The organism is Motilimonas cestriensis (genome assembly GCF_021295315.1).
GTDB lineage: Bacteria > Pseudomonadota > Gammaproteobacteria > Enterobacterales > CBDFNC01 > Motilimonas > Motilimonas cestriensis.
This window is the reverse complement of the sequence record NZ_JAIMJA010000017.1, coordinates 62,409-87,848: the sequence shown is the minus strand read 5'-3', so window position 1 is coordinate 87,848 and position 25,440 is coordinate 62,409. Positions and strand designations below refer to the sequence as shown.

The 25,440-nt window shown below is 44.0% G+C and carries 25 protein-coding genes and 1 tRNA gene; 18 read left to right on the top strand and 8 right to left on the bottom strand.

Annotated features, from left to right (window positions below):
• Window positions 1-31: 31 nt before the first annotated feature.
• On the bottom strand, window positions 32-1,738 hold the full coding sequence (locus K6Y31_RS15940) for a sensor domain-containing diguanylate cyclase (RefSeq protein ID WP_233053935.1): 1,707 nt from the start codon (window positions 1,736-1,738) through the stop codon (window positions 32-34).
• A 309-nt stretch (window positions 1,739-2,047) separates the two neighbouring features.
• Here K6Y31_RS15940 and rsmC point away from each other — a divergent pair, with 309 nt between their 5' ends.
• The 5 genes from rsmC (at window position 2,048) to K6Y31_RS15915 (ending at window position 7,921) form a co-directional block, all read left to right on the top strand.
• Window positions 2,048-3,097, top strand: coding sequence for a 16S rRNA (guanine(1207)-N(2))-methyltransferase RsmC (gene rsmC, locus K6Y31_RS15935; protein ID WP_233053934.1), 1,050 nt, complete (start codon window positions 2,048-2,050; stop codon window positions 3,095-3,097).
• 233 nt (window positions 3,098-3,330) lie between these two features.
• Window positions 3,331-4,554 carry a glucose-1-phosphate adenylyltransferase gene (glgC, locus tag K6Y31_RS15930; RefSeq protein WP_233053933.1) on the top strand — a complete coding sequence of 408 codons (1,224 nt, stop codon included), beginning with the start codon at window positions 3,331-3,333 and terminating at the stop codon, window positions 4,552-4,554.
• Window positions 4,555-4,741: 187 nt separating this feature from the next.
• Complete coding sequence (gene glgC / locus K6Y31_RS15925; RefSeq protein ID WP_233053932.1) at window positions 4,742-5,962, top strand: glucose-1-phosphate adenylyltransferase; 1,221 nt, start codon at window positions 4,742-4,744, stop codon at window positions 5,960-5,962.
• Between the two features lie 82 nt (window positions 5,963-6,044).
• Window positions 6,045-7,514, top strand: a complete 1,470-nt coding sequence (glgA, locus tag K6Y31_RS15920; RefSeq protein ID WP_233053931.1) for a glycogen synthase GlgA — start codon at window positions 6,045-6,047, stop codon at window positions 7,512-7,514.
• A 110-nt stretch (window positions 7,515-7,624) separates the two neighbouring features.
• On the top strand, window positions 7,625-7,921 hold the full coding sequence (locus K6Y31_RS15915) for a late competence development ComFB family protein (protein ID WP_233053930.1): 297 nt from the start codon (window positions 7,625-7,627) through the stop codon (window positions 7,919-7,921).
• A 9-nt stretch (window positions 7,922-7,930) separates the two neighbouring features.
• Here the strand turns inward: K6Y31_RS15915 and K6Y31_RS15910 are convergent, their stop codons facing one another.
• Window positions 7,931-8,077: a hypothetical protein gene (locus K6Y31_RS15910; RefSeq protein WP_233053929.1), complete on the bottom strand. Its 147-nt coding sequence runs from the start codon at window positions 8,075-8,077 to the stop codon at window positions 7,931-7,933.
• Window positions 8,078-8,216: 139 nt separating this feature from the next.
• Here K6Y31_RS15910 and K6Y31_RS15905 point away from each other — a divergent pair, with 139 nt between their 5' ends.
• Window positions 8,217-8,543, top strand: a complete 327-nt coding sequence (locus tag K6Y31_RS15905) for an antibiotic biosynthesis monooxygenase family protein (RefSeq protein ID WP_233053928.1) — start codon at window positions 8,217-8,219, stop codon at window positions 8,541-8,543.
• A 52-nt stretch (window positions 8,544-8,595) separates the two neighbouring features.
• Here the strand turns inward: K6Y31_RS15905 and K6Y31_RS15900 are convergent.
• Window positions 8,596-8,680 (bottom strand) — tRNA-Leu (locus tag K6Y31_RS15900).
• A gap of 282 nt (window positions 8,681-8,962) precedes the next feature.
• Between K6Y31_RS15900 and K6Y31_RS15895 the strand changes: the two genes are divergently transcribed.
• Complete coding sequence (locus K6Y31_RS15895; protein ID WP_233053927.1) at window positions 8,963-9,511, top strand: RDD family protein; 549 nt, start codon at window positions 8,963-8,965, stop codon at window positions 9,509-9,511.
• 70 nt (window positions 9,512-9,581) lie between these two features.
• Here the strand turns inward: K6Y31_RS15895 and lptG are convergent, their stop codons facing one another.
• Entirely contained in the window at window positions 9,582-10,646 is a 1,065-nt protein-coding gene (lptG, locus tag K6Y31_RS15890; RefSeq protein ID WP_233053926.1) for an LPS export ABC transporter permease LptG, read from the bottom strand.
• Entirely contained in the window at window positions 10,646-11,758 is a 1,113-nt protein-coding gene (gene lptF, locus K6Y31_RS15885) for an LPS export ABC transporter permease LptF (RefSeq protein WP_233053925.1), read from the bottom strand. Before lptF ends, lptG begins: the two co-directional genes overlap by 1 nt.
• Window positions 11,759-11,925: 167 nt before the next feature.
• Here lptF and pepA point away from each other — a divergent pair, with 167 nt between their 5' ends.
• The 4 genes from pepA (at window position 11,926) to K6Y31_RS15865 (ending at window position 17,587) form a co-directional block, all read left to right on the top strand.
• Window positions 11,926-13,434 carry a leucyl aminopeptidase gene (pepA, locus tag K6Y31_RS15880; protein WP_233053924.1) on the top strand — a complete coding sequence of 503 codons (1,509 nt, stop codon included), beginning with the start codon at window positions 11,926-11,928 and terminating at the stop codon, window positions 13,432-13,434.
• Window positions 13,434-13,874, top strand: coding sequence for a DNA polymerase III subunit chi (locus K6Y31_RS15875; RefSeq protein ID WP_282560190.1), 441 nt, complete (start codon window positions 13,434-13,436; stop codon window positions 13,872-13,874). The genes pepA and K6Y31_RS15875 overlap by 1 nt, the downstream gene beginning before the upstream one ends.
• A gap of 140 nt (window positions 13,875-14,014) precedes the next feature.
• Window positions 14,015-16,861 (top strand): valine--tRNA ligase, encoded by a 2,847-nt coding sequence (locus K6Y31_RS15870; RefSeq protein WP_233053922.1) that lies wholly within the window; start codon window positions 14,015-14,017, stop codon window positions 16,859-16,861.
• A 219-nt stretch (window positions 16,862-17,080) separates the two neighbouring features.
• Window positions 17,081-17,587 (top strand): 2TM domain-containing protein, encoded by a 507-nt coding sequence (locus tag K6Y31_RS15865; protein ID WP_233053921.1) that lies wholly within the window; start codon window positions 17,081-17,083, stop codon window positions 17,585-17,587.
• A 53-nt stretch (window positions 17,588-17,640) separates the two neighbouring features.
• On the opposite strand, the gene yaaA is transcribed toward K6Y31_RS15865, so the two are convergent.
• The 3 genes from yaaA to K6Y31_RS15850 all read right to left on the bottom strand — a co-directional run bounded on the left by yaaA (window position 17,641) and on the right by K6Y31_RS15850 (window position 20,699).
• Window positions 17,641-18,417, bottom strand: a complete 777-nt coding sequence (gene yaaA / locus K6Y31_RS15860) for a peroxide stress protein YaaA (protein WP_233053920.1) — start codon at window positions 18,415-18,417, stop codon at window positions 17,641-17,643.
• Window positions 18,418-18,503: 86 nt separating this feature from the next.
• Window positions 18,504-19,613, bottom strand: a complete 1,110-nt coding sequence (locus tag K6Y31_RS15855) for a PilT/PilU family type 4a pilus ATPase (RefSeq protein WP_233053919.1) — start codon at window positions 19,611-19,613, stop codon at window positions 18,504-18,506.
• Between the two features lie 51 nt (window positions 19,614-19,664).
• Window positions 19,665-20,699, bottom strand: coding sequence for a type IV pilus twitching motility protein PilT (locus K6Y31_RS15850; RefSeq protein WP_233053918.1), 1,035 nt, complete (start codon window positions 20,697-20,699; stop codon window positions 19,665-19,667).
• A 28-nt stretch (window positions 20,700-20,727) separates the two neighbouring features.
• Here K6Y31_RS15850 and K6Y31_RS15845 point away from each other — a divergent pair, with 28 nt between their 5' ends.
• Genes K6Y31_RS15845 through hemW form a run of 7 tightly spaced genes read left to right on the top strand, consistent with a single transcriptional unit; the run spans window position 20,728 to window position 25,423 of the window.
• Window positions 20,728-21,435 (top strand): YggS family pyridoxal phosphate-dependent enzyme, encoded by a 708-nt coding sequence (locus tag K6Y31_RS15845; protein WP_233053917.1) that lies wholly within the window; start codon window positions 20,728-20,730, stop codon window positions 21,433-21,435.
• 45 nt (window positions 21,436-21,480) lie between these two features.
• Entirely contained in the window at window positions 21,481-22,302 is an 822-nt protein-coding gene (gene proC, locus K6Y31_RS15840; RefSeq protein ID WP_233053916.1) for a pyrroline-5-carboxylate reductase, read from the top strand.
• An 8-nt stretch (window positions 22,303-22,310) separates the two neighbouring features.
• A complete protein-coding gene (locus K6Y31_RS15835) occupies window positions 22,311-22,877 on the top strand; it encodes a YggT family protein (RefSeq protein ID WP_233053915.1) in 567 nt (188 codons plus the stop codon).
• A gap of 8 nt (window positions 22,878-22,885) precedes the next feature.
• Window positions 22,886-23,182, top strand: coding sequence for a DUF167 family protein YggU (gene yggU / locus K6Y31_RS15830; protein WP_233053914.1), 297 nt, complete (start codon window positions 22,886-22,888; stop codon window positions 23,180-23,182).
• Window positions 23,183-23,218: 36 nt separating this feature from the next.
• Window positions 23,219-23,668, top strand: coding sequence for a DUF4426 domain-containing protein (locus K6Y31_RS15825; protein ID WP_427901908.1), 450 nt, complete (start codon window positions 23,219-23,221; stop codon window positions 23,666-23,668).
• 7 nt (window positions 23,669-23,675) lie between these two features.
• Window positions 23,676-24,278 carry an XTP/dITP diphosphatase gene (locus K6Y31_RS15820; RefSeq protein ID WP_233053913.1) on the top strand — a complete coding sequence of 201 codons (603 nt, stop codon included), beginning with the start codon at window positions 23,676-23,678 and terminating at the stop codon, window positions 24,276-24,278.
• Window positions 24,278-25,423 carry a radical SAM family heme chaperone HemW gene (gene hemW / locus K6Y31_RS15815; RefSeq protein ID WP_233053912.1) on the top strand — a complete coding sequence of 382 codons (1,146 nt, stop codon included), beginning with the start codon at window positions 24,278-24,280 and terminating at the stop codon, window positions 25,421-25,423. Before K6Y31_RS15820 ends, hemW begins: the two co-directional genes overlap by 1 nt.
• Window positions 25,424-25,440 lie beyond the last annotated feature (17 nt).

Sequence of the window (25,440 nt, the reverse complement as noted above, 5' to 3'; positions counted from 1 at the left end):
CGACTGAACGCAAGCGCAACGTCATAAAACATTACTCCGTCGCGAATACATATTGATCGCGACCCAATGATTTTGCCTTGTACAGCGCTTTGTCTGCCTTATCGACTAACTCGCTCGAGGATAAGTCTTTATTCGGAGTAATGCTCGCGATACCAACGCTCACACTGACAACCTGACAGACGTCGCTCTCCTTATGAACAATGCCTAAGGCTTTCACTCCCTGCAAAACATTCTCAGCCACGACATGCACCGCCGACGCGGTCATATTCGGCAGCAAAATAACAAACTCTTCCCCGCCATAGCGCGCAACCACTTCGCCAGCACGACGAGCATGAACAAGCAAGCTCTGCGCCACACGTTGCAATGCTTTATCACCCTCTATATGGCCATAACAATCGTTATATTCTTTAAATTTATCAACATCGAGCATTAGCAAGGCTAAACTCGAGCGGTGTCTTAGCGCTCGATCCCACTCTGCTTGTAGAGAAACATCAAAAAAGCGTCGATTACTTACACCTGTCAAACCATCCATCATAGAAAGGCGCTCAAGTTGTATATTGGCGGACTCTAATGCGCGGTTTGCGTTTTCTAATGCGTAATTGGCCGATGCTAACTCTGCAGTACGCTCTAATACTCTTTGCTCTAACTGTTTATTAAATTGTAATAATTGATCGTCTTGACGCTTTCTAAAAATTAATTGAGATAAATTCGCCGCATACAGCTTAAGCACCTCTTTATGATGTAACTCTAACGGCTGATGATTAATCAAATTATCCACTGCGATCCAACCTAATGCTTGGTCGCCATCCCATAAGGCGACCATGGCATTCCAGCCACGTCCGACGTCTTTTTTGTTATGCTGCAACGCGGTATCTTCAATCACGATAACGTAGTCTTTACGTCGCAACGTTTCTTGCACCACAGGGTGTTCAGGGATTGAACTGCTAAAGTATGACTCATTAACTACTTTGCCATTTTCATCGGTGCCATAGGTACCGAACATTTTGTTAGATTCTTGATCGATCAGAAAAATCGCCATGCGGTCAATTTGTAAATATTGCTGCGCTAAGCGTACCGAGTTGTAATAAAGATCATTAAGCGTGACACTTTTAGATAACTCAATACTCACCCGGTGCAATTGTGTTAATAACGACAAAAACATCTCAGACTGTGCGACTTTTTCTCCTAGCGCTTTAGCCGTTGTCACATTTTCTGCTTGCGCAAGCTGAGCCTGCTCAGAAAGATAACGCTTTTCAAACTCGGCCCCGATGGTTTGAGCAAACAATTTAATAATATTTTGTTCATCAACATCAAGTACATCGACATTATTGCTGGTTTCTAAAAATAAAATGGCAAAAACCACGTCATCATGAAAGATTGGTGCTGCAACTTGAACGCTTTCATGAATATCTAAGGATTGCGTTTGCCAAATATCATCTTCCGCTTGGAAATTAATTTGATATTCAAACTTTTTTGAATAAGCAACTGACTTTATGAATGACTCCGGCAAATCACTATGTTGGCGTAGTGCTGAATCTCCGTCGTAAAAAACCACTTCATCACGGCTGTTCTTTTTTGCCAACACTTGAAAGCCTTGATGCACTAAAATAATCGCGCAATTGCTCGCATCACTATATAATTGCAATTCATCAAGGGCTTGCTGATATACATCCGTCATATCGCCAGCGGCAGCAACTTGCTGCGTTAATAATGCCAAAAAACTGTTTTCTTCTTCCATAAAATCCAAGCCAGTCTTATTCGGTTCTGCGCCTCTGCCAATCATTGCAATCGGTAGGCGACACTATATTTTCAACTGATTATAACAGACCGTAAAACCGATTTTTTGACTTAGCCTGCATGAGACCAAAGTAATACAAATAATCAATAGAAACCGTTAGCTATGGCCTAAATAAGTAATATAAATGCTCGCTCTTTCATTGTTTTCAACCTACATCAAATTCACCTTCAACTAAAATAACCATCAAAGGCTGTTTGGGGTGCATTCATCGGGTATAATACCCTCACTTTTTTTGCCATAAGCCTCAATATGACCGCGATAAGTTCCTCCCCAACCTCAGCTAGCCAAGTGTTAGAACGAAATATTAGCCAATTTAATGATAAGTCTGTACTCGTTGCTGGCGCCATTGAAGACACCTATGCAATTGAATTAGCGAAAGTGTGTAATTCGGTTCACGTGTTTACAACCTACTACTCGGCTTACCAAGCACTGCAACAATCGGATCAGATTGAACTAGACTTTGGCGCGAGCTTCACCCCTGAAACTCCGCTTGAAGTTGATGCTGTCATTGTATATTTGCCTAAAACAAAGGCTGAAGTTGACTATTTACTGGCGAATGTTGTGCCACAAATCAAAATGGGTGGCATCCTCTATCTAGTTGGTGATAACCGCGGCGGGATTAAATCAGTAGATAAGCAGTTAACGCCATACAGCAGCAATAAGGCCAATAAGCTCGATAGCGCACGCCGTTGTAGTTTACTTGCCCTTGAAATATCTCAAGCATGTCAACCTTTCCAGCTTGACGACTGGCTAACCACTTATCCTTGCGAAGTAAAAGGCGAGCGCCTCGACATAGTTAGCTTACCGGGTGTATTTAGTGCTAAAGAGCTCGATCTCGGTACCCGTTTACTGTTAGAAAATATCGCCCCGCTTAAAGGCAACGCCTTAGATATAGGTTGTGGTGCAGGCGTAATCGGCAGCTTTTTGCTTAAACAAAACCCTGAGCTAAAAGTTGAAATGACCGATGTAAGTGCACTAGCGGTCGAATCGGCCAAGCTTACCTTGGCAAAAAATGGCCTAAATGCCCATGTATTCCCAAGTGACGTTTATAGCGAAGTTGGACAAAGGTATACCACCTTAGTGTCTAATCCTCCTTTCCATGCCGGATTAAACACGAATTATGGCGCGGTCGAGCAAATAATCGCTGACGCCAAACAGCATCTCAAAATCCGCGGCCGGCTGATTTTAGTCGCCAATAAATTTTTACGTTATGAACCATTATTTGAAAAAGCGTTCACGCACTGCGAATTGCTCACTGAAACCACTAAATTTAAACTACTGAGCAATTACCCCGATTAAAAAGCCAGCAACCATCCTCCCTAAGCCGCAAAAATAGCGGCTTAGTCCTCATATCCTTTCTTCAACCGCCATTTCTAGATATTAACTATTCACAAAATAAGCAAAAAAAGATAAAACTAGTAGCAAGTAATAAAAATGTCAGAATTCATTTAAGTGTCATGATGTTTTATTTAAATGAACCAACTACACCCGAAAATCCTTGGGCTAATCTACTAACTGAAAATGGAGAACATATGGCTGGTATTCTCGCGATGATCCTTGCGGGAGGAGAAGGAAAACGCCTTCACCCCTTAACAGAAACTCGCTCTAAACCCGCAGTGCCATTCGGAGGCAGCTACCGCTTACTGGACTTTGCACTTAACAATTTTGTTAATGCTGATATTTTAAAAATATACGTACTAACACAGTTTAAATCTCAATCTCTCAATATTCACCTGCGACAAGCATGGCACCTCTCTGGTATTACCGACCGGTTTATTGATCCCGTTCCAGCACAGCAGCGCGTTGGCAAGCGCTGGTATGATGGCACCGCTGATGCGATTTACCAAAATGATAAGTCAATTGAAAGTAACGAGCCGGATCAGGTTTGTATCTTCGGTAGTGACCATATCTACAAAATGGATATTCGCCAAATGGTCGACTTCCATAAACGTAAAGAGGCAGATCTGACCGTTGCGGCTATAAAAGTAACCAAAGATCAGGCTTATCATTTTGGTATTATTGAAGTTGACGAAAACGGCTGCATGATCGGTTTTCAAGAAAAGCCCTCGGTTGAAGAAGCTAAAACCATTCCTGGCGACCCTGAGCATGTGTTAGCTTCCATGGGTAATTACATCTTTGAAACCGACACCTTGTTAAGTGAACTAAGACGAGATGCCGATTTAGAAGACTCTGAGCATGACTTTGGTAAAGACATCATTCCGCACTTATATCCGCAAGGTAAGGTTTTTGTTTACAACTTCAATGAAAACAAAATTGCCGGTGAGCCTGACGCTGTTTATTGGCGTGACGTAGGTACCCTAGATGCTTATTGGGAAGCCCATATGGACTTACTCGATGATGAAGCCCCTTTCTCTTTATACAACCGAAAATGGCCACTTCATACCTATCATCCGCCACTGCCACCAGCCACCTTTAAAGACAGTGACGGTTATAAAACAAAAGTAAGCCAATCATTGCTTTCTGCTGGATGTTTTATTCTTGGTACCGTGATTGAACGCAGCGTTTTAGGCTTTCACAGTCATATTCGCAGCGGTTCTAAAATTACTGAAACCGTGATGCTAGGCAGTGTCAAAATTGGCGAAGGTTGTCGAATTACCCGCGCTATTATTGATAAAAACGTTGAGATTGCACCGGGTACCATTATTGGTGAGGACATAGAACAAGATAGAGCCCGCTTCACCGTATCTGAAAACGGCATTGTAGTCATCGCGAAAAATTCTAAAGTTGGGTTTTAACGATAAATACGCGGAAATGAAGCTGATATGTAATAAAGCTTGAACTACCGCACTGTCTTAATTAACCAATTAGGCAGACTAATCACAACACGCTAATAAAATAAAAATAATGGTTGTGAACAGAATTGACATAGGGCCAAGGCTGGGGGAGTCCCCAAAATAAATGAATTAAATTAAGGATGTATTAATGGCACGAATTCTTTCCATGGTGCTGGCTGGCGGTGAAGGCACACGCCTTTATCCACTCACACAATCACGCTCTAAGCCCTCTGTTCCCTTTGGTGGCAGTTATCGTTTGATCGACTTTGCGTTAAACAACTTTGTAAACTCGGACTTTTTACGAATTTACGTATTAACGCAATTTAAATCACAATCCCTTAACGTGCACTTACGTAAAGCTTGGCACTTAACGGGCATAACAGACCGTTTTATTGATGCCATTCCCGCGCAAATGCGCATGGGCAAGCGTTGGTATGATGGTACTGCCGATGCCATTTATCAAAACTCACGCTTTATTGAAATTGATGAACCAGATCATGTATGTATCTTTGGCAGTGACCATATCTATAAAATGGACATTCGCCAGATGGTGGACTTTCACCAACAAAATGAAGCAGAGCTGACTGTTGCCGCGATTCAGGTTCCGGTAAGTGAAGCTAACCAGTTTGGTATTATTGAAGTCGATGAAGATGGGCGTATGATTGGTTTTGAAGAAAAACCAACTTCAAACCCTAAAACTATCCCTGGCGACCCTGATCATGTTTTAGCATCCATGGGTAACTACGTATTTGAAGCTAAATGTTTGATGCGCGAATTGAAAAGTGACGCTGAAGACGAAAGCTCTAGCCACGATTTTGGTAAGGATATTATTCCGAAACTTTATCCAAAAGGAAAAGTATTCGTATACAATTTTAACGATAATAAAATTAACGGTGAGCAAGAGGGTAGCTATTGGCGTGATGTTGGTACCATCAGCGCTTATTGGCAAGCCCATATGGATCTGCTAGAAGACGAGCCACCTTTTTCACTTTATAACCGTAAATGGGCGTTGCACACGTACTACCCACCGCTACCGCCTGCGACCTTTAAAGACTGTGATGAGCATGAGTCCCAAGTAAGCCAATCGCTGGTATCGGGTGGCTGTTATATTTTAGGTTCAAGCATAGATAAGAGCGTTCTTGGCTTTCGCTGTCACATTAGAGCGGGATCAAAAATCAGTGGCTCCATTATGCTAGGTAATACCAAGGTAGGTGAAAACTGTGTCATCCGTAATGCGATCATCGATAAAGATGTCGAGATTGCACCGGGTACCTTGATCGGTGAAGATCTCGAACTTGACCGCCGTCGCTTTACTGTTTCCGATGAAGGGATAGTTGTAATACCCAAAGGCTCAAGAGTTGGCTTCTAGCCAATACTAAAGCGGCTGAACAGCCGCTTTTCCGTTTCTAATAACTAGAATAATAAGTACAGCGCATCAAAAGGAGCGCATTTTGACTGATACAAAACTAAAAATTCTGTTTGTGGCTTCCGAAGTAGAAGGCTTCGCGAAAACAGGTGGGCTTGCCGATGTGGCTAAAGCATTGCCTTTAGCCTTGCACGAACATGGCCATGATGTGCGCGTCATGATGCCACTTTATCGCACGGTAAAAGGTGCTGATACAGCCGAGTTTTTGTGTAACCAAACCATGCGCCCACAAAGCGGCTTACCCGAGATCCCATACTCAATAAAACAATTAAAAATGGGTGGTGTCCCGGTCTATGGTATCGATAGTCCCCACTACTTTGATCGCGCAGGTCTCTACGGCGAAGATGATCATGCTTATAATGATAACGGCGAACGCTTTGCTTTTTTCTCCCTGGCAATTTTACAGAGTTGCGAAACCTTAGACTTCATTCCGGATATTATTCATTGTAATGACTGGCATACGTCATTAGTGCCTTTTTTACTTAAGACACGCTATCGCGACAGTGGTCGCTTCAGTCACACCAAAACCATACTTACTTGCCATAATGCCGCCTACCAAGGCATTTTCGAAAAGTCTCAACTTAAGCTGATCCCTGAAGTTAATAGCTGCATGGATCATCAAGTACTGGAGAATTACAGCTATATTAATTACCTAAAAGCGGGTGTGCTTTACGCTGACAAAATCAACGCCGTCAGTCCTAACTATGCCTCTGAGCTTCTAACACCACTTGGCTCACATGGTATGTCTCATTGCTTTGTAAACCGGATACGAGATTTTGAAGGCATTATCAACGGTTGTGATTACAATGATTGGAACCCAGAAGTCGATCCCCATTTACCGCAAAATTACTCGTCACACGACTTATCAGGCAAGGCTGTTTGTAAAGCTAAATTACAACAAGAGGTAGGCCTAGCTCAGTCCGATAAAGCAATATTTGGCATGGTTTGCCGCCTAACCGAACAAAAGGGCTTTAATATTTTACTGCCAGCATTAGAGGATTTATTGCTGCACGATATTCAGCTAATCATTGTCGGCACTGGCGATCCGGCAATCACGGGTCACTTACGCTCACTAGAGCAGCACCATCCTGATAAATTTAAATTTGTGAATACCTACAGCGACTACCTCTCTCACTTAGTAGAAGCTGGGGCAGACTTTTTCTTGATGCCATCATTATTTGAGCCTTGTGGCTTAAACCAGTTATACAGTTTAGCTTACGGTACTTTACCAATCGTTCGTGGTGTCGGCGGACTAAAAGACACGGTTAACGACTACGATCAAGACAATGATAATGGCAATGGCTTTATGTTTTATGAGCCTGAGCCGGTTGATTTAATCAACTTATTACGCCGAGTTTTATTACTTTATATAGAGCGTCCAGATGAGATCATCAGATTGAAAACACAAGCGATGCAGTCTCATTTCTACTGGTCTGAGTCGGTTTTTCAATACGAACGTTTATATGCAAAAGCCCTCGAGCGCTACGCTTTATAACCAGCATGACAATATAGGCAGCATGAGTTGTTGCCATAATTGCTAAGCAGGCATTTTGTAGGTATTTAGGTATATACTTAAAAAATCACACATAGACAGGGTTTATTATTATGGCACTAGGTATTGATGTACATAACTTTACTGAAAGGTTCGTGAGTGAGCGATTTAAACAGCTCGATTTATATAGCCGCTTTGATAGTGAGTTTTTAGAAGATTTAGCCTGCATTGTGCTAAATAGATTGCCGGTTCATTACATCCGTTACGATGTAGATATGTACAACTATATGAAAGACGAAGATAAAACGTCGTTAAAGCAAAAAGTTGAAGTTGCCGTTGATGAATCTATTGCGTTTTTGTTTGATGAGAAGCAAATCAAATTTAGTCGCGAGCCAAAGGATGCCGAATAACTGCGCTAGCTAGTTGAATCCAAGGTGTTCAAATGCCAACAATATCGCCAATGCAAACAAAGTAAACATTGGCGATATTAATATAAACGGCCGCATCGAAGGCACCATCAACAATACAGGAGCAATTAAAATACACGCGGCAACGATAATGTTCATTTCCACACACTCCTTCCGTTATTTTCAGCTCAATAAACAATAAAGACAATCACTTAGTTTCGTCTATGATTAAATAAATAGATCTGGAACTCATTTTAATGAGAATAATTACCATTAGCAAATTATTTTGGAGGTGAGCATGTTTGTGGTTTTATATCAATGGCAGCTAAAGCCTGAACGCCTAAGATATTTCCAAGAAGGTTGGACAGAAATTGTCCATCGTAATATTGAAAAATACGGTGCCCTTGGCTCAAAATTACACAAAGGGAGTGACAATAATTGGTATTCTTACAGTCAGTGGACCAGTAAAGCATGCTGGGAAGCCGCTTTTAATATGGATGATTCCCATCAAGAAGCTCGAAAGAAAATGGTCAGTGCAATCTTACGAAACTATCCACCGGTGCTGATGACACCTATCCTAGATCACCTCGTCAGTGATGAAATGATTACGCCACCTTATTTGTAACGAAATAAGCATAAAAAAAGCCCCAACATAAGTTGAGGCTTTTTTTAAAATATGGTGCCCGAGGGCGGACTTGAACCGCCACTTCCGAGGAAACCTGATTTTGAATCAGGCGTGTCTACCGATTTCACCACTCGGGCTAACAATCTGGGTTAACTGGTCAGCTATTCCCTGTTAAGAGTTGCGATTATACTCATGACGAACGCCTTGGCAAGCGCTTTTATGCCGATCTGTTTGACAATTAAATCAACCGCTCACTAATTCATCAATTCCGATATTTTAATGACCTATCACACTGCTAACTCAAATAAATTTGCTACAATCAGCCATCAAAAATCTAGCACTATCATTTAGCGCTCCAAAAGCTAACACGATTATTTATCGCTCCCAGCTCTAGCAAAATTATTTAAAGTAGATAAACGATGAAAAAAAATAAGAAAAATAAGACTGCAACCCCTAGCAAGCCAATTAACCCCTTTATCGGTTTACCATCCGCTGGCTTAGGCCGCCGTTTAGGCGCACTCATATACGATGCACTAGTGGTCATCGCAGTGATGCTATTTTCCGCGGCACTGGGGGCAGTGGTTGCCATTCTATTAGAAAAAATGGGCCTTATTTCAACAGCAGGCCATGTCGATATGGCAGCCTATTTAAGCCATAATATCTTCTATCAGCTTTGGATTTGGTTTGTTTTTATTAGCTTTTATGTGTTCTTTTGGACCCGAGGAGGGCAAACCATCGGCATGCGAGCATGGCGATTACGGGTTCAGAACGAAGATGGCAGCCCAATTAATAAATCACAAGCGGTGATCCGATTAGCGACCGCAACCTGTGGCCTAGGCAACTTATTTGTGCCCTTCAACAAGCCTAAACACCGCAGCTTCCAAGATCATTGGGCTGAGTGTGAAGTGGTTGTGTTGACGAAAGAATTAAATGAACGAGTCACCATCAAAGGGGTTAAGTGGTACTAACCAGAGCAACGACTCAGCCACGCAAAAGGTCACCCGAGGGTGACCTTTTGCGTTTGAAACAACTCATCGTTTAGCTTTGCCGTTTAAGTAAGAAGGCAGAAAGTAGAATAAAACCTAAGCTTGGCGCAAGGGCACCAATAAACGGTGGAATGTTAAAAACCAAGCTGACGGGGCCAAACATTTCGTTTGAAACATAGAAAGTAAAACCAACCACGATCCCCATCATTAATCTGGCTCCCATTGTTACCGTACGCAGCGGGCCAAAAATAAACGAAATCGCTAATAACATGGTTACCAATACCGTAAATGGCACCATTACCGCACGCCAAAGCGCTAATTCATAACGACTCGCATCTTGTTTATTGGTTTTTAAATAATCAATATAAGCCCATAAGTTTCGCATCGACATATCTTCTGGCTTGATGGTGACCACACTTAACTTATCTGGGGTCAGACTCGACTGCCAAACTTCTTGATCGATTGATGTTGACGTCACAGACTCATCATTAAAAAAGGTTTTCTGAATATTAAAAGCATGCCAGCCTTTGTCGGTAAACTCAGCTCTTTCGGCATGGATAGACTGGCTGAGTTTCAATTCATCATTAAACACAAATACTTTAACGTCAAACACTTGCGTTTTATTTCTTACCTCACCGATACTGACAAAGTTATCGCCATCCTTTGCCCACACGCCGTATTGTGAGCTGATCACATTGCCGCCATAAGTTGCCCCTCGGCGTAGCTCTTTCGCCGCCGTTTCAGACACAGGCGAAACAAACTCGCCAATCACCATCACTAAGACCATAATCGGTACTGCGGTTTTTAACACCGACAGCGCAATGCGCATTTTTGATATACCGGCAGCCTGCATCACCACCAATTCACTGCTACTAGCAAGGGAGCCCAATCCAACTAAAGAGCCAAGTAATGCCGCCATCGGAAAAAATAGTTCTATTTCTTTTGGCATTTTAAGTAATACATATAGTCCAGCGAGCATCACATCGTAATCACCCTCTCCCACTTTGCCTAGCTGTTCAACAAACTTAATAATGGCGCTCAATCCAACCAGCGTTAATAAGCACAACAAGGTTGCGGCAATAATGGTACGGCCAATGTATCGATCAAGAATCCCCATTATCTTTCACCTTTTGCTGAACTCGCCGCCGTGGCTTTTTTATTGAATAACTGCGCAATCGTTGGATGATCTTTGATATTGAGATAGATCCCCACCAACAAGAAAGCCCCTTGCACTAACCACATACTAAGCAAAGGCAAAGTCTTATCTTCAATGCCACTGCGACTCGCACTGAGTAGTAAGAAATAGGACAAATAAATCAATAGGGCAGGAAATAACTTAGCGTAACGACCCTGACGGGGATTAACGACAGCCATCGGTACCACAATAAACGTCAGGATCAAAATAGAAATAGGCAACGCAATACGCCATTGCAACTCCACCTGCTCCGCTAAGTCATTTGATCCGAGTAGCTCAACTGTCGGGATAGTATCAACTTTACGTCGACTCTCCTTCACCTCACGGCTTTCTAGCACCATGGAGAAACTATCAAATTCAGTTATTTGATAATCTTTCTGGCCTTGTATTCCTTCATAACGTTGACCGTCATACAAAGTCAGAATTTCAGCGCCTTTCTTTTCAACCACCTTACCCGTTTGAGCTGTCAACACCGAAGGTCGCTGCTCACCCTCCTTGGGCCAATGCGCGGCAAAAATTTTACTTAAATTGTAACCTTCAGAGTAATTCTCGACATAAACCACACCCGAGCCGTCCGGCGCGGAGTGAAAGCGACCTTCAATCAAAGTAGCCAATCCGGCATCGGCCTGTGCTTCCTCAATAACTTGCCGCTCTTTTAAGTTCGCAGCAGGTGAAATATAAAATGTAATGTAGGCGGCAAAAGCGGCTGTGATAAGCGCCAGCACCATGGTCGCATTAAGCACATTTTTGGGACTATAACCACACGCAGTCATCACCACCATTTCACTTTCAGCATGCAGTCGCCCATGGGCAAACAACACTGCAATAAATAAACTAATGGGGATCATTAAAGTGCCAAGTGACGGCAAATTCAGCCATAAAATGGTTAACACCAAATCAGCTGGAATATTACCATTGACCGCATCAGCCAATACCCGAACAAATTTTTGGCTAATAAAAATCAATAGTAAAATGAACAACACAGCAATTTGTGTCTTGGCTGTTTCTTTTAATAAATAACGGAAAAGAATCACGAGCGTTCCTAGCTAAACTTGTGTTTTTACTGGCGTAGGCCTGTATTTTAGGTAAACTTATTGTTTTTAGCACTTACTAAATCAAACACAAAAGCGAATATTGGCCTTCAGCGCCGTTTTGATATGCGAAAAATAGCAGCTTTTGACCTCATAATGAAGGAGAGTCCATGGAGTTTAGCGTAAAAAGTGGCAGCCCGGAGAAACAACGCAGCGCCTGTATTGTGGTCGGTGTATTTGAACCTCGCCGCCTGACTCCTGTTGCCGAGCAACTCGACAAAATCAGCGATGGCTATTTAAGTGCCCTATTGCGCCGTGGTGATCTGGAAGGCAAAGCCGGACAAATGCTGCTATTGCACCATGTGCCAAACATGCTCAGTGAGCGCGTACTCCTCGTTGGCTGTGGTAAAGAGCGTGAGCTCGATGAGCGCCAATACAAACAAATTATTCGTAAAACCATTGGCACCTTAAATGAAACGGGATCAATGGAAGCGGTCTGCTTTTTGACTGAGTTACATGTCAAAGGTCGCGATACCTATTGGAAAGTGCGCCAAGCTGTCGAGGCCGCGGATGATAGTCTTTATACTTTTAACCAATTAAAAAGTAACCCGGGTGAAACCCGACGTCCACTGCGTAAGCTAGTGTTTAACGTACCGACACGTAAAGAGCTAGGATTAGGTGAAAATGCCATTGCTCATGGCTTAGCCGTCGCGCGAGGTGTTAAAAAGTGTAAAGACCTTGGTAACTTACCACCAAACATTTGTAACCCTGATTACCTTGCTACGCAATCGCTGCAATTAGCCGAAAAATACCAGACCATTACCACTAAGGTCATTGGTGAGCAAGAAATGGCTGAGCTAGGCATGAATTCGTACCTTGCAGTGGGTCGAGGCTCGCACAATGAATCGAAAATGTCGGTTATTGAATATAAACAAGGTGAAACATCCGGTAAACCTATTGTGCTAGTAGGCAAAGGCTTAACCTTTGATGCTGGCGGCATTTCATTAAAGCCCGGCGCCGGCATGGATGAAATGAAATACGACATGGGCGGCGCTGCCAGTGTCTTTGGTACCATGCTCGCTTTAGCTGAGCTGGATTTACCGTTACATGTCATTGGCGTCATCGCAGCGGCAGAAAACATGCCAGACGCTAACGCTTATCGTCCCGGTGACATCTTAACGACCATGTCCGGGCAAACGGTAGAAGTACTCAACACTGACGCGGAAGGCCGCCTAGTATTATGTGACGCCCTCACTTATGTTGAACGCTTTGAGCCAGAACTGGTGATTGACGTTGCCACCTTAACCGGCGCTTGTATTGTCGCATTAGGCCATCACATCACCGGCCTAATGAGCACTCATAACCCGCTAGCCCATGAATTAATTAATGCTTCTGAACAAGCTGGCGATCGCGCTTGGCGCTTACCGATGAGCGATGAATATCAAGAGCAGCTAGAAAGCCCGTTTGCTGATATGGCGAATATTGGCGGTAAATCAGCAGGGACCATCACTGCAGCTTGCTTTTTAGCACGCTTTACCAAGAAATATAATTGGGCCCATCTAGACATCGCTGGCACCGCTTGGCGCAGCGGCGGCAAAGATAAAGGCTCAACGGGACGACCTGTGCCTATGCTGACGCAGTTTTTAATTAACAAAAGCGGCGTCAGCGTCGAAGAATAATGACTCATGGGCTGTTTTATCTAATGAGTCAAGACAATGAGCCGGAAGTTAACCTTCCGGCTCATTTTGCTTATGCCTGCCAATTGGCGGCATATCATTACAGCCAAGGACAAAAAGTATTTATTGCTACCGATGATCAAAGCGATGCTTTTATTATCGATGAGTACTTATGGCAATTTAGTGGCGACAGTTTTGTGCCACATAATTTAACTGGCGAGCCCCCTTATTACGGCACGCCAGTAGAAATCGGCTGGCAAAAATCAAAACAAAGACGACAAGTGCTGATTAACTTGCGTAAAATAGCGCCAGCATTTGCAACCGAGTTTGCACAAGTGGTAGATTTCGTCCCTATAGACGAAATACTAAAGCAGCAAGCTCGACAACGTTATGCCACATACAAACAATGGGGCATAACGCTTGCAACCACTCAACTGGAATAAGCGCTAACCGTATTTAATACTTAGCGCCTTGTTGACCAGTGACGAATACCGCGACAGAGAGCATTCTCTGGCTGAGATCTAACCCGACATGCAGGCTGTTTACCCGCATGGCATTAATTTGACAGAAGCTGACACTGAATATGGAAAAGACCTATAACCCTCAATCAATTGAGCAAAAGCATTACCAAAACTGGGAACAGAAAGGCTATTTCAAACCCCACGGTGATACCACCCAAGACAGCTACTGCATCATGATCCCGCCGCCAAACGTCACCGGTAGCCTGCACATGGGTCATGCCTTCCAAGACACCATTATGGATACCTTAGTACGCTACCAGCGTATGAAAGGTAAAAACACCTTATGGCAAGTGGGTACCGACCACGCAGGCATCGCCACACAAATGGTAGTAGAGCGTAAAATTGCCGCTGAAGAAGGCAAAACTAAAAACGATTACGGCCGTGAAGCCTTTATCGAAAAAATATGGGAATGGAAAGCCGAATCAGGTGGCACCATCACCAAACAGCTGCGTCGCCTTGGCGCATCAGTAGACTGGGATCGTGAGCGTTTCACCATGGATCCGGGCATGTCAAAAGCAGTCCAAGAAGTCTTCGTTAAGCTGTTTCAACAAGATTTAATCTATCGCGGTAAGCGCTTAGTCAACTGGGATCCAAAACTGCACACCGCCATTTCTGACTTGGAAGTTGAAAACCAAGAGAAAAAAGGCTTTATGTGGCATTTTCGCTACCCACTAGCCGATGGTGTCACTACCGCCGATGGCAAAAATTATATTGTGGTTGCTACAACTCGCCCTGAAACTATACTGGGTGACACTGGCGTAGCGGTCAACCCAGAAGATCCACGCTACCAGAGCCTGATTGGTAAATTTATTGAATTACCTCTAGTAGGCCGCCGCATTCCTATCGTTGCTGATGAGCATGCGGATATGGAAAAAGGCACGGGCTGTGTGAAAATCACCCCAGCCCATGACTTTAACGACTATGAAGTCGGTAAACGTCATCAACTGCCGATGATTAACGTTTTAACCTTTGACGCTCATATTCTTTCAGCCTCTGAAATTTATAACACCAAAGGTGAAGTCTCAGATGCTTACAGCACCGAACTGCCAACGCAGTTCCAAGGCCTAGAGCGTTTTGCTGCGCGTAAAGCGATTGTTGCAGCATTAGACGAGTTAGGTTTACTCGACGAAGTCAAAGACCACGAACTTAGCGTGCCATATGGCGATCGCGGCGGCGTGGTGATCGAACCGATGCTGACCGACCAATGGTACGTACGTGCAGACGTGTTAGCTAAACCCGCTATTGAAGCGGTTGAAAATGGCGACATTCAATTTGTGCCTAAACAATACGAGAACATGTATTTCTCGTGGATGCGTGAAATTCAAGACTGGTGTATTTCACGCCAGCTTTGGTGGGGTCATCGCATTCCAGCTTGGTATGACGATAACGGCGGCGTTTACGTGGGTCATGACGAAGCACAAGTTCGCAGCGAAAATAATATCCCAGCGGATGTTGCGCTACGCCAAGATGATGACGTACTTGATACCTGGTTCTCATCCGCCCTTTGGACCTTCTCAACCTTAGGTTGGCCGGATGAAACTGAAGCACTAAAAACCTTCCATCCAACAGATGTATTGGTTACCGGTTTTGATATTATTCCATTTTGGGTTGCACGCATGATCATGATGACCATGCACTTCATCAAAGATGAAAACGGCAAGCCGCAAGTACCGTTCAAAACCGTTTATGTTACAGGCCTAATCCGCGATGAAAACGGCGACAAGATGTCGAAATCTAAAGGTAACGTATTAGATCCATTAGATATGATTGACGGCATTGACCTAGAATCCCTAGTTGCAAAGCGTTGTGGCAACATGATGCAGCCACAACTGGCCGCCAAAATTGAGAAAAACACTCGTAAAGCTTTCCCGGAAGGACTTGAAACCCACGGCACCGATGCCCTGCGTTTCACTCTTGCCGCATTGGCTTCAACCGGCCGCAACATCAACTGGGATATGAAGCGTTTAGAAGGTTACCGCAACTTCTGTAACAAGCTTTGGAATGCCAGCAACTATGTGTTTATGCACACCGAAGACCAAGATTTAGCCGGCGCTGGCGAATTTAGCCTCGCCGATCGCTGGATCCAAGGCCAGCTACAACAAACCATCAAAACCTATAGCGAACACTTAGACGCATACCGTTTTGATTTAGCAGCAAATACCTTATACGACTTTACTTGGAACGAGTTCTGCTCTTGGTACTTAGAGTTGACCAAACCAGTATTATTTAAAGGCACACCAGCGCAACAACGTGGTACCCGTCAAACCTTGGTTGACGTGCTAGAAACCTTGCTACGTTTAGCTCATCCTATGCTGCCGTACATCACCGAAGAGATTTGGTTGCGTGTGAAGCCACTAGCTGGCAAAACGGGCGACACCATCATGCTGGAAGCCTTCCCGGAATTTGATGACAGTAAACTCGATGCACCAGCAATTGCCGATTTAGAGTGGGTTAAGCAGGTGATCCTCGCGGTACGTAATATTCGTGGTGAAATGGACATTAGCCCAAATCTGCCATTGAATGCATTACTGAAAAACGCATCAGCTGAAGATCAACGCCGTTTCAACGACAACCGTAGCTTCTTAAACTCGCTAGCGAAGTTAGAGACAGTAACAGTACTGCAAGAAGGCGAAGTGGCACCAGCCTCAGTGACTAACTTAGTCGGGAACATGGAGTTATTAATTCCAATGGCGGGCCTAATCGATAAAGAAGCAGAGCTGGCACGTTTAGCGAAACAAGCCGAGAAAGTGGCGAAAGATCTTGATAAGGTCACCGCGAAACTAGGCAATGAGAAATTTGTTGGTAAAGCGCCGGAAGAGGTTATCGCCAAAGAGCGAGCCAAGCAGGAAGAGCTGCAAGGTACACTCGATAAAATTACCGAGCAACAAGCAACCATCGCTGCGTTGTAATTGCTCAAGTAATCGCATTTTTCAAGGTCACCTTCGGGTGGCCTTTTTTGTTTATAAAGCTGCCTGTCATCCCCGACACTCAACCCGCCATAACAAAACCCAATCAACTAAATAGAAACTAAGTGTTTGATATTTAATATATGTCACCTTGGTGTCACTTGCATGTCGTGGTGAAAAAGGTATGCTTTGCTAACCTTGGTGGCATGAAAGGAATGCAGGATGTCGAAACCCAATATGATTAAAACATATCGCTTACAAAAGGCTTGGTCGCAAGAGCAACTATCTGAATTTAGTGGCGTCAGTGTACGCACTATTCAACGCTTAGAAAAAGGCGGACAAGGTGCACTTGAGACACTAAAAGCCATTGCGGCAACCTTGGAAGTAGACATTCAAAAATTACAGAATATGCCTAACACTGAGGAAGCCAACATGAACACAAGTCACGCCAGTGAACCACAAGATCCAGAAGCGATAAAACTAGCCCAAGCCAAAGCCGAAGTGCAAGAATTGAAAGGGTTTTATGCCCACCTCTCTACTTATGCCTTAGTCATGCTGTTACTCACGGCGATTAACTTGTTTTTTAGTCCCGATTACTTATGGGTGCTTTGGCCGATGATGGGTTGGGGCATCGCCATTATCAATCACGCCCTCGGGGTATTTAATATTTGGCCAAAATTTGGCAAAGATTGGGAAGAAAAACAGATTCAGAAACGTCTTAAAAAATAACCCAGCTGTGTAAAATGGGGAGCCCCCCATTTTACGGTGCCCTTTCAGCAAAATTAATCTTGCTGATCGCGCTTAAATACTAACTCATAAGGCTTAGAGTCTATTTCTGAGAAGAAATACCCATCTAAATCAAACTGCTTAAGCTGTGCCACACTCGTCAACTGATTTTGAATAATGTAGCGCGCCATTAAGCCGCGCGCCTTTTTCGCGTAAAAACTGATAACCTTGTACTGACCGTTTTTATTATCTTTAAAAACAGGGGTGACTAACTTACCTTTTAGGTCTTTACGTTTTACCGCTTTAAAATATTCGTTAGATGCTAAATTAACCACCAGTTCATCACCTTGCTCAGTAAGGGCTTGGTTAACTTTGTCGGTAATTATATCGCCCCAAAATTCATACAAATTTTTACCTCGAGCGGTGTCCAACTTCGTGCCCATTTCCAAGCGATAAGGTTGCATTAAATCTAACGGTTTAAGTAAGCCATAAAGGCCTGACAACATCCGCAAGTGCTGCTGAGCGAAGGCAAAATCTTGCTCGCTAAAACTCGCCGCATCTAATCCAGTATAAACATCCCCTTTGAACGCCAGCAAGGCTTGGCGCGAATTTTCTAAATTAAACTCAGGTTGCCACTCAGCAAATCGCGCCGCATTTAAACCAGCTAATTTGTCGCTAATTTTCATCAACTGCGAAATTTGCAATGGCGTCAGCTCACGGCAACGTTTGATCAACTCATAACTGTGCGCAACAAATTCAGGCTGACTAAAAGTGTCTGTCGCTAAAGGAGATTCATAATCTAAAGTTTTTGCAGGAGAAATTAGCACTAACATAACAACAATACTCTTTTTTATAAGCAATAAAGCCCAGCCGCATAAGCGCACTGGGCTTAGAATAGTGATATCTTACCGCGCTGACATTACATGTCTACTGTGACATCATCCATCATACCTGTGCCCAGATTATCATTGCCTTTTAGCTTGATCATTAGACGCAGATCGTTCGGTGAATCAGCATGAGCAAGAGCCTCAGCGTAGCCAATTAAACCTTGCTGGTACAATTCAAACAAGGCTTGGTCAAAGGTATTCATGCCCAGCTCGGTCGATTTGCTCATGATCTCTTTCAGTTCATGTAGCTCACCCTTGCGGATAATATCTGACACCAGTGGCGTATTAAGCAGAATCTCAAACGCACCGCGACGGGTGCCACCATCTTGCGTTTTAATTAACTGCTGTGCCACCACGCAACGCAAGTTGACCGACAAATCAAATAAGAACTGACGCTGCATGTCTTCTGGCACTAAGTGCAAAATACGATCTAGTGCTTGGTTAGCATTATTAGCGTGCAAGGTTGCCATACATAAGTGACCGGTTTCAGCAAACGCAATGGCAAACTCCATGGTCTCACGAGTACGGATCTCACCCAGTAAGATAACATCTGGCGCTTGACGCAATGAGTTTTTCAGTGCCATTTCAAATGACTCGGTATCTAACCCCACTTCACGCTGAGTGATGATAGATTTGCCATGCTGATGCACAAATTCAATCGGGTCTTCAACAGTGATAATATGCCCACTAGCATGCATGTTGCGATAGCCGATCATCGCGGCTTGTGAGGTCGACTTACCCGAGCCCGTCGCCCCTACAAATAAAATCAGGCCGCGCTTTGCCATACATACTTCTTTAAGCACTTGCGGTAAGTGCAGCTCTTCAAAGGTAGGTATGCGCATTTCAATGCGACGAATAACCATCCCCGGCATGTCTTTTTGAAAAAAAGCACTAATACGAAAGCGGCCAACTTTATCAACGTTAAAAGCGAAGTTTGACTCTTTTTTCTCTTTAAATTCAGCAAGCTGCTGTTCATTCATAGCTTGACTAGCTAACTCATAAACAGCCTCCTCTGAAAAAGACTCTTTACCTGCTGATTGCAGCTGACCGTTCACTTTAATGGCTGGCGGCATGCCCACAGAAATATAGACATCCGAGCCTTTCAGCTTATGCATACCGGTTAATAATTGCTCCAGTGTCATCCGTAACTCCTAGACAGTAATTGTAATCGTCGCTTTAACATCACCCCAACCTTAGAAAGTATTAGCATCGGATGCTTTAGTGGCGGCATCGGCTTGAGAAACTTGTCCCGTATTAACTAACTGACGTAAACACTGATCCAGTGTTTGCATGCCGTGAGTCATCCCCGTTTGGATCACAGAGTACATTTGGGCAATCTTATCTTCGCGGATCAAGTTACGAATAGCGGGAATACCGATCATGATTTCATGAGCAGCAACACGACCACCGCCATTTTTCTTCAATAGAGTTTGCGAAATTACTGCACGTAGTGATTCCGACAACATCGAGCGCACCATGTCTTTTTCTGCGCCAGGGAATACATCCACAATACGGTCAATGGTTTTCGCAGCTGAGGTGGTGTGCAAAGTACCAAATACTAAGTGACCCGTTTCTGCTGCCGTTAACGCTAAGCGAATGGTTTCTAAGTCACGCATCTCACCCACCAGAATAACATCAGGGTCTTCACGAAGCGCACTACGCAGCGCAGCGTCAAAGCCATGGGTGTCTTTGTGCACTTCACGCTGGTTAATCAAACATTTTTTGTTTTGATGAACGAATTCGATCGGGTCTTCAATGGTTAAAATATGCTTGTAATCATTGTCGTTGATATAGTCAATCATCGCCGCTAGGGTGGTTGATTTACCCGAGCCTGTTGGCCCGGTAACTAACACTAAACCACGGGGGGTCTTTGAAATTTTCTTAAAAATATCTGGGGCGTTTAAATCATCTAAGGTTAACACTTCACTTGGGATAGTACGAAACACCGCACCGGCACCGCGGTTTTGGTTAAATGCGTTAACACGAAAACGCGCCAATTCAGGCACTTCAAACGAGAAATCCGTTTCTAACTTTTCTTCAAAATCTTTACGTTGCTTATCGTTCATGATGTCATAAATCAAGCTGTGTACTTGTTTATGGTCGAGAGCCGGTAAGTTAATCTTACGCACTTCACCGTCCACACGGATCATGGGTGGAACACCTGCAGAAAGGTGTAGATCCGACGCTTTATGCTTTACACTAAACGCCAATAACTCTGTAATATCCATAACCTAAAGATTCCTGTAGTAAACTATTATGAGCACACTATCTAAGCAACTCACTACGGTTTTATCTCAGATTGAGCAAGCGGCATCCGCAGCTCATCGAGACAAACATGAAATAAAACTACTGGCGGTCAGTAAAACCAAGCCAGTAGCGCAAATCAAAGCGGCCTACGCCGCAGGCCAACGCCTATTTGGTGAGAACTATGTGCAAGAAGGCATAGAAAAAATTCAAGCTCTCAGCCAAGATGCAGATATTGTTGAGCCAATTGAGTGGCATTTTATCGGACCACTGCAATCAAATAAAACGAAACCCGTGGCCGAGCATTTTAATTGGGTACAAAGTATCGACCGTTTAAAAATAGCACAGCGCTTAAACGATCAACGCCCTGAACACCTCGCGCCACTGAATATCTGCTTACAGGTCAATATTAGCGGAGAAGCCAGTAAGTCGGGAACCACTTTATCTCAAGTTATTGAACTCGCATCACAAGTAAGTGCATTACCACGCTTAAAACTGCGTGGCATCATGGCCATACCACAAGCAACCGATGACGAAAACATCTTAAATGACAGCTTTCAACAACTACATCGGTTATATTTGCAACTACAACAGACCTACCCCGATATAGACACTCTCTCAATGGGGATGAGTGGTGATATGATACCCGCCATCGCTAATGGCAGTAGTATGGTTAGAGTAGGAACCGCCATTTTTGGCGCGCGCGATTATTCCGCTTAATATAACAACGAATAACATTCACAACGGATTTATAAAGAGACTCACATGGAACAAAAAAAGATTACCTTTATCGGTGCCGGCAACATGGCAAGCAGCTTGATCGGCGGCCTACTTCAAGACGGTTATGATAAAACGTGTTTATTAGCCAGTGACCCTAGTGATGAAAACCGCAGTAAAATGCAGCAACAGTTTGCTATTGGCACCCAAACGAACAACGCTGAAGCGGTAACGTGGGCGGATGTGATAGTGCTAGCGGTGAAGCCACAAATTATGGCGGCAGTATGTCAAGACATCGTCGACCAAGGTGTCGACTTAGCCGGTAAGCTATTTGTTTCAATTGCAGCAGGGATCTCGGTGTCACGTTTACAAGGCATTTTAGGTAACGTACCAGTAGTGCGCACCATGCCCAACACGCCAGCCCTGTTACAGCTTGGCATGACCGGCTTATTTGCATCTACTCAAGTCAGTGACAGCGATAAAACCTTTGCAGGCGATCTAATGGCTGCGGTAGGTAAAACCGTTTGGGTTGAAGACGAGGCACAAATTAACGGCATTATCGCCGCCTCTGGCAGTGCGCCGGCCTATTTCTTCTTATTCATGGAAGCAATGGAGCAAACTGCGATTGAAATGGGCTTTACCCCAGAGCAAGCACGTCTATTGGTGCAACAGTCAGCATTAGGCAGCGCGCAAATGGTGGTACAAAACCCTGACCTTGATTTAGCCACCCTGCGCACCAATGTTACTTCTAAAGGTGGCACCACTGCCGAAGCTGTTCGCACTTTTAACGAACAAGGTTTAGCTGACACCGTTAAGCAAGCCATGACCGCAGCTGCCGAGCGCGGCGCGCAAATGGAACAACTCTTCTAGGAGGCAAAATGGGCACTAACCCGTTTGATTTTTTAATTAACACCCTGTTTGATTTATATATCTCAGTGGTTATTTTACGCTTGTGGCTACAAGTTGTACGGGCCGATTTTTATAATCCATTCTGTCAATTTGTGGTAAAGGCAACAAATCCATTGCTCAAACCACTGCGCCGCGTGATCCCCGGCTTTGGTGGCTTTGACTTTGCCAGTGTGGTGTTACTGCTGATTATCGTATTAGCTAAGTTATTGTTGCTGCAATACCTTAACTTTTTACCTTATGAAACGAACAGTGTCGGTGGTTTACTGCTAATAACGGCATTAGTCGCCCTCAAGAAAATTGGTTACTTACTTTTTTGGGTACTGATTATTCGCGCCATTTTAAGCTGGGTTAGCCAAGGTCGTAGCCCCGTAGAGTATGTGATGTATCAGTTAACTGAACCTCTAATGGCACCGATTAGACGCATGCTCCCTTCAATGGGCGGACTGGATTTATCCATATTAGTGATTTTTATCCTACTGCAGTTTATTAATTACGGTATGTTGAGCTTAATCGGCCCACTTTGGCTAATGCTCTGAATTAGTTGATGAATGCCATAACCCGACAAGGCGAAGACTTAGTGCTTCGCCTTTATATTCAACCTAAGGCTAGCCAAGATAAAATCATGGGGCTACACGGCGACGAGCTTAAAGTGAGCATTACCGCACCGCCAGTGGATGGCAAAGCCAATAGCCACCTAATTAAATTTTTCAGTAAATTATGCAAGGTTGCTAAGGGTCAGATCTTGATAGAGAAAGGTGAGCTAGGCAGACATAAACAAGTGCGGATCTGTGCACCCAAAGTGATCCCATCAGCACTTTTACCACTAATAGCTCATACTTAAAGCGACCATTTCAGCCCAGCCAATTCGGAGTTAGTTATGCCAACCCTAAAACTTTCTATATTAGGCTTAATGATAAGCCTAATGCTGCTCATTAGCCCAATGACTCAAGCAGAACAAAAACAAACTTTTGCCAACCTTGACGTCCACTACATTGCCTTAAACTCTACCTTTTTAACACCCAAAATCGCCCGAGCTTATAAGATAAAACGCAGCGCCTATAACGGCTTAATTAATATCAGCGTGCTTGATACCAACCAAGTTGGCAATCCCGGAGTAGAAGCAAAATTAACTGGTACCGCCAGAAACCTGTTAGGCAACAGCATCACTTTAGCGTTTCGCGAAGTAAAAGAAGGCAATGCCATTTATTATTTAGCCGAAGTGCCGTTTCGCAATGAAGAAACCTTCACCTTTGACATTAAGGTGGAAAGCCAAGGAAAAAGTAACAAATTGAAGTTCATTCAAAAATTCTACGTTGAAGACAATTGAGACCAGCATGAAACAATTAGTATTAGCCACAGGTAATCTAGGAAAAGTAAAAGAGTTGAGTGAATTATTAGCCGCTTTTGATCTAGAAGTATTACCACAAAGCCACTTTAAGGTGTCTGATGTACCAGAAACCGGCACCACTTTTGTTGAGAATGCCATTATTAAAGCGCGTCATGCTGCTTATATTACTGGTTTACCTGCGATTGCTGATGATTCAGGCTTAGAAGTCGACTTTCTAAAGGGCGCACCGGGTATTTATTCAGCCCGCTATGCGGGTGAGCGTGCTACCGACCAAGATAATATCAATAAATTGCTGAAAGAACTCGAAGGAGTACCTGAGTCACAACGCACCGCTCGCTTTCATTGTGTATTAGTATTGATGAACCACGCTGATGATCCCACTCCCGTTATTTGTCATGGTAAATGGGAAGGATACATCACCACCGAAGCCGTCGGCGAAAATGGCTTTGGTTATGACCCCGTATTTTTTGTGCCAACAGAAGGCGTGGTCAGTGCGCAACTGGATAAATCGCGTAAAAACCAATTAAGCCATCGCGGCAAAGCGCTGCAGTTACTGAGCACTAAAATCAACAAGAAACTGGGCCAATAATGCTAACCCTGCCACCGCTGAGCTTATATATTCACATACCTTGGTGTGTACAAAAATGCCCGTATTGCGACTTTAACTCCCATGGCTTAAAAGGCGACATTCCTGAAGCCGAGTATATTGATGCCCTGCTCGAAGACTTAAGTCTTGAAGCGCAATATGTCCAAGGCCGAGCGCTGCACAGTATCTTTATAGGTGGCGGTACGCCGAGCCTATTAACCGCAGAGGCGATGGCAAGGCTACTCAAAGACGTTGCACAACAAATCCCGTTTAGCCAAAATATTGAAATCACCATGGAAGCGAATCCCGGCACGGTAGAAACCGAGCGTTTTGCTGGCTTTATCGCCGCCGGTGTAAATCGTATATCCATTGGCGTACAAAGCTTTCAACAGCCAAAACTCAATTTGTTGGGCCGCATTCACGGCGAAGACGAAGCCGTTAATGCCGCCAAGCTTGCCAGTGCTAGCCCTCTCAATAGCTTTAATCTCGATTTGATGCACGGTTTGCCAAATCAAAACCTTGATGACGCACTGTTTGATTTAACCACCGCAATCAATTTAGCACCGCCCCATTTATCTTGGTATCAACTGACAATCGAACCCAATACGCAATTTGCGTCTAAACCACCAACGCTACCTGATGACGATATCTTGTGGGATATTTATGAGCAAGGCCACCAGCGTTTAATCGCTGCAGGCTATCAGCAATATGAAATATCAGGTTACGCCAAACCTGGTAAGCAATGTCAGCACAACTTAAATTATTGGCGCTTTGGTGATTACTTAGGCATAGGTTGCGGCGCTCACGGCAAAGTCACCTTACCGGAACAGAACAAAATCATCCGCACCACAAAAGTTAAACACCCCAATGGTTACCTTGATCCTGAGCGCGCATATTTAGATCAACTAAACGAGGTACAGCCCGATGAATTGCCGTTTGAGTACATGATGAACCGCCTGCGTTTATTTGAGGCATTTGATAAAAGCGAATTTAGCCAACTAACGGGCCAATCATCAGGCATGATGCAAACGGCAATTGATGCCGCATTAAGCAAAGGTTTGTTACTGGATTTAGGTAAACAATGGCAAGTAAGCCCACTCGGCCATCGCTATTTGAATGAGCTATTAGCGTTATTTATGGACGAGTAAGCTAACTTAAAGACAAT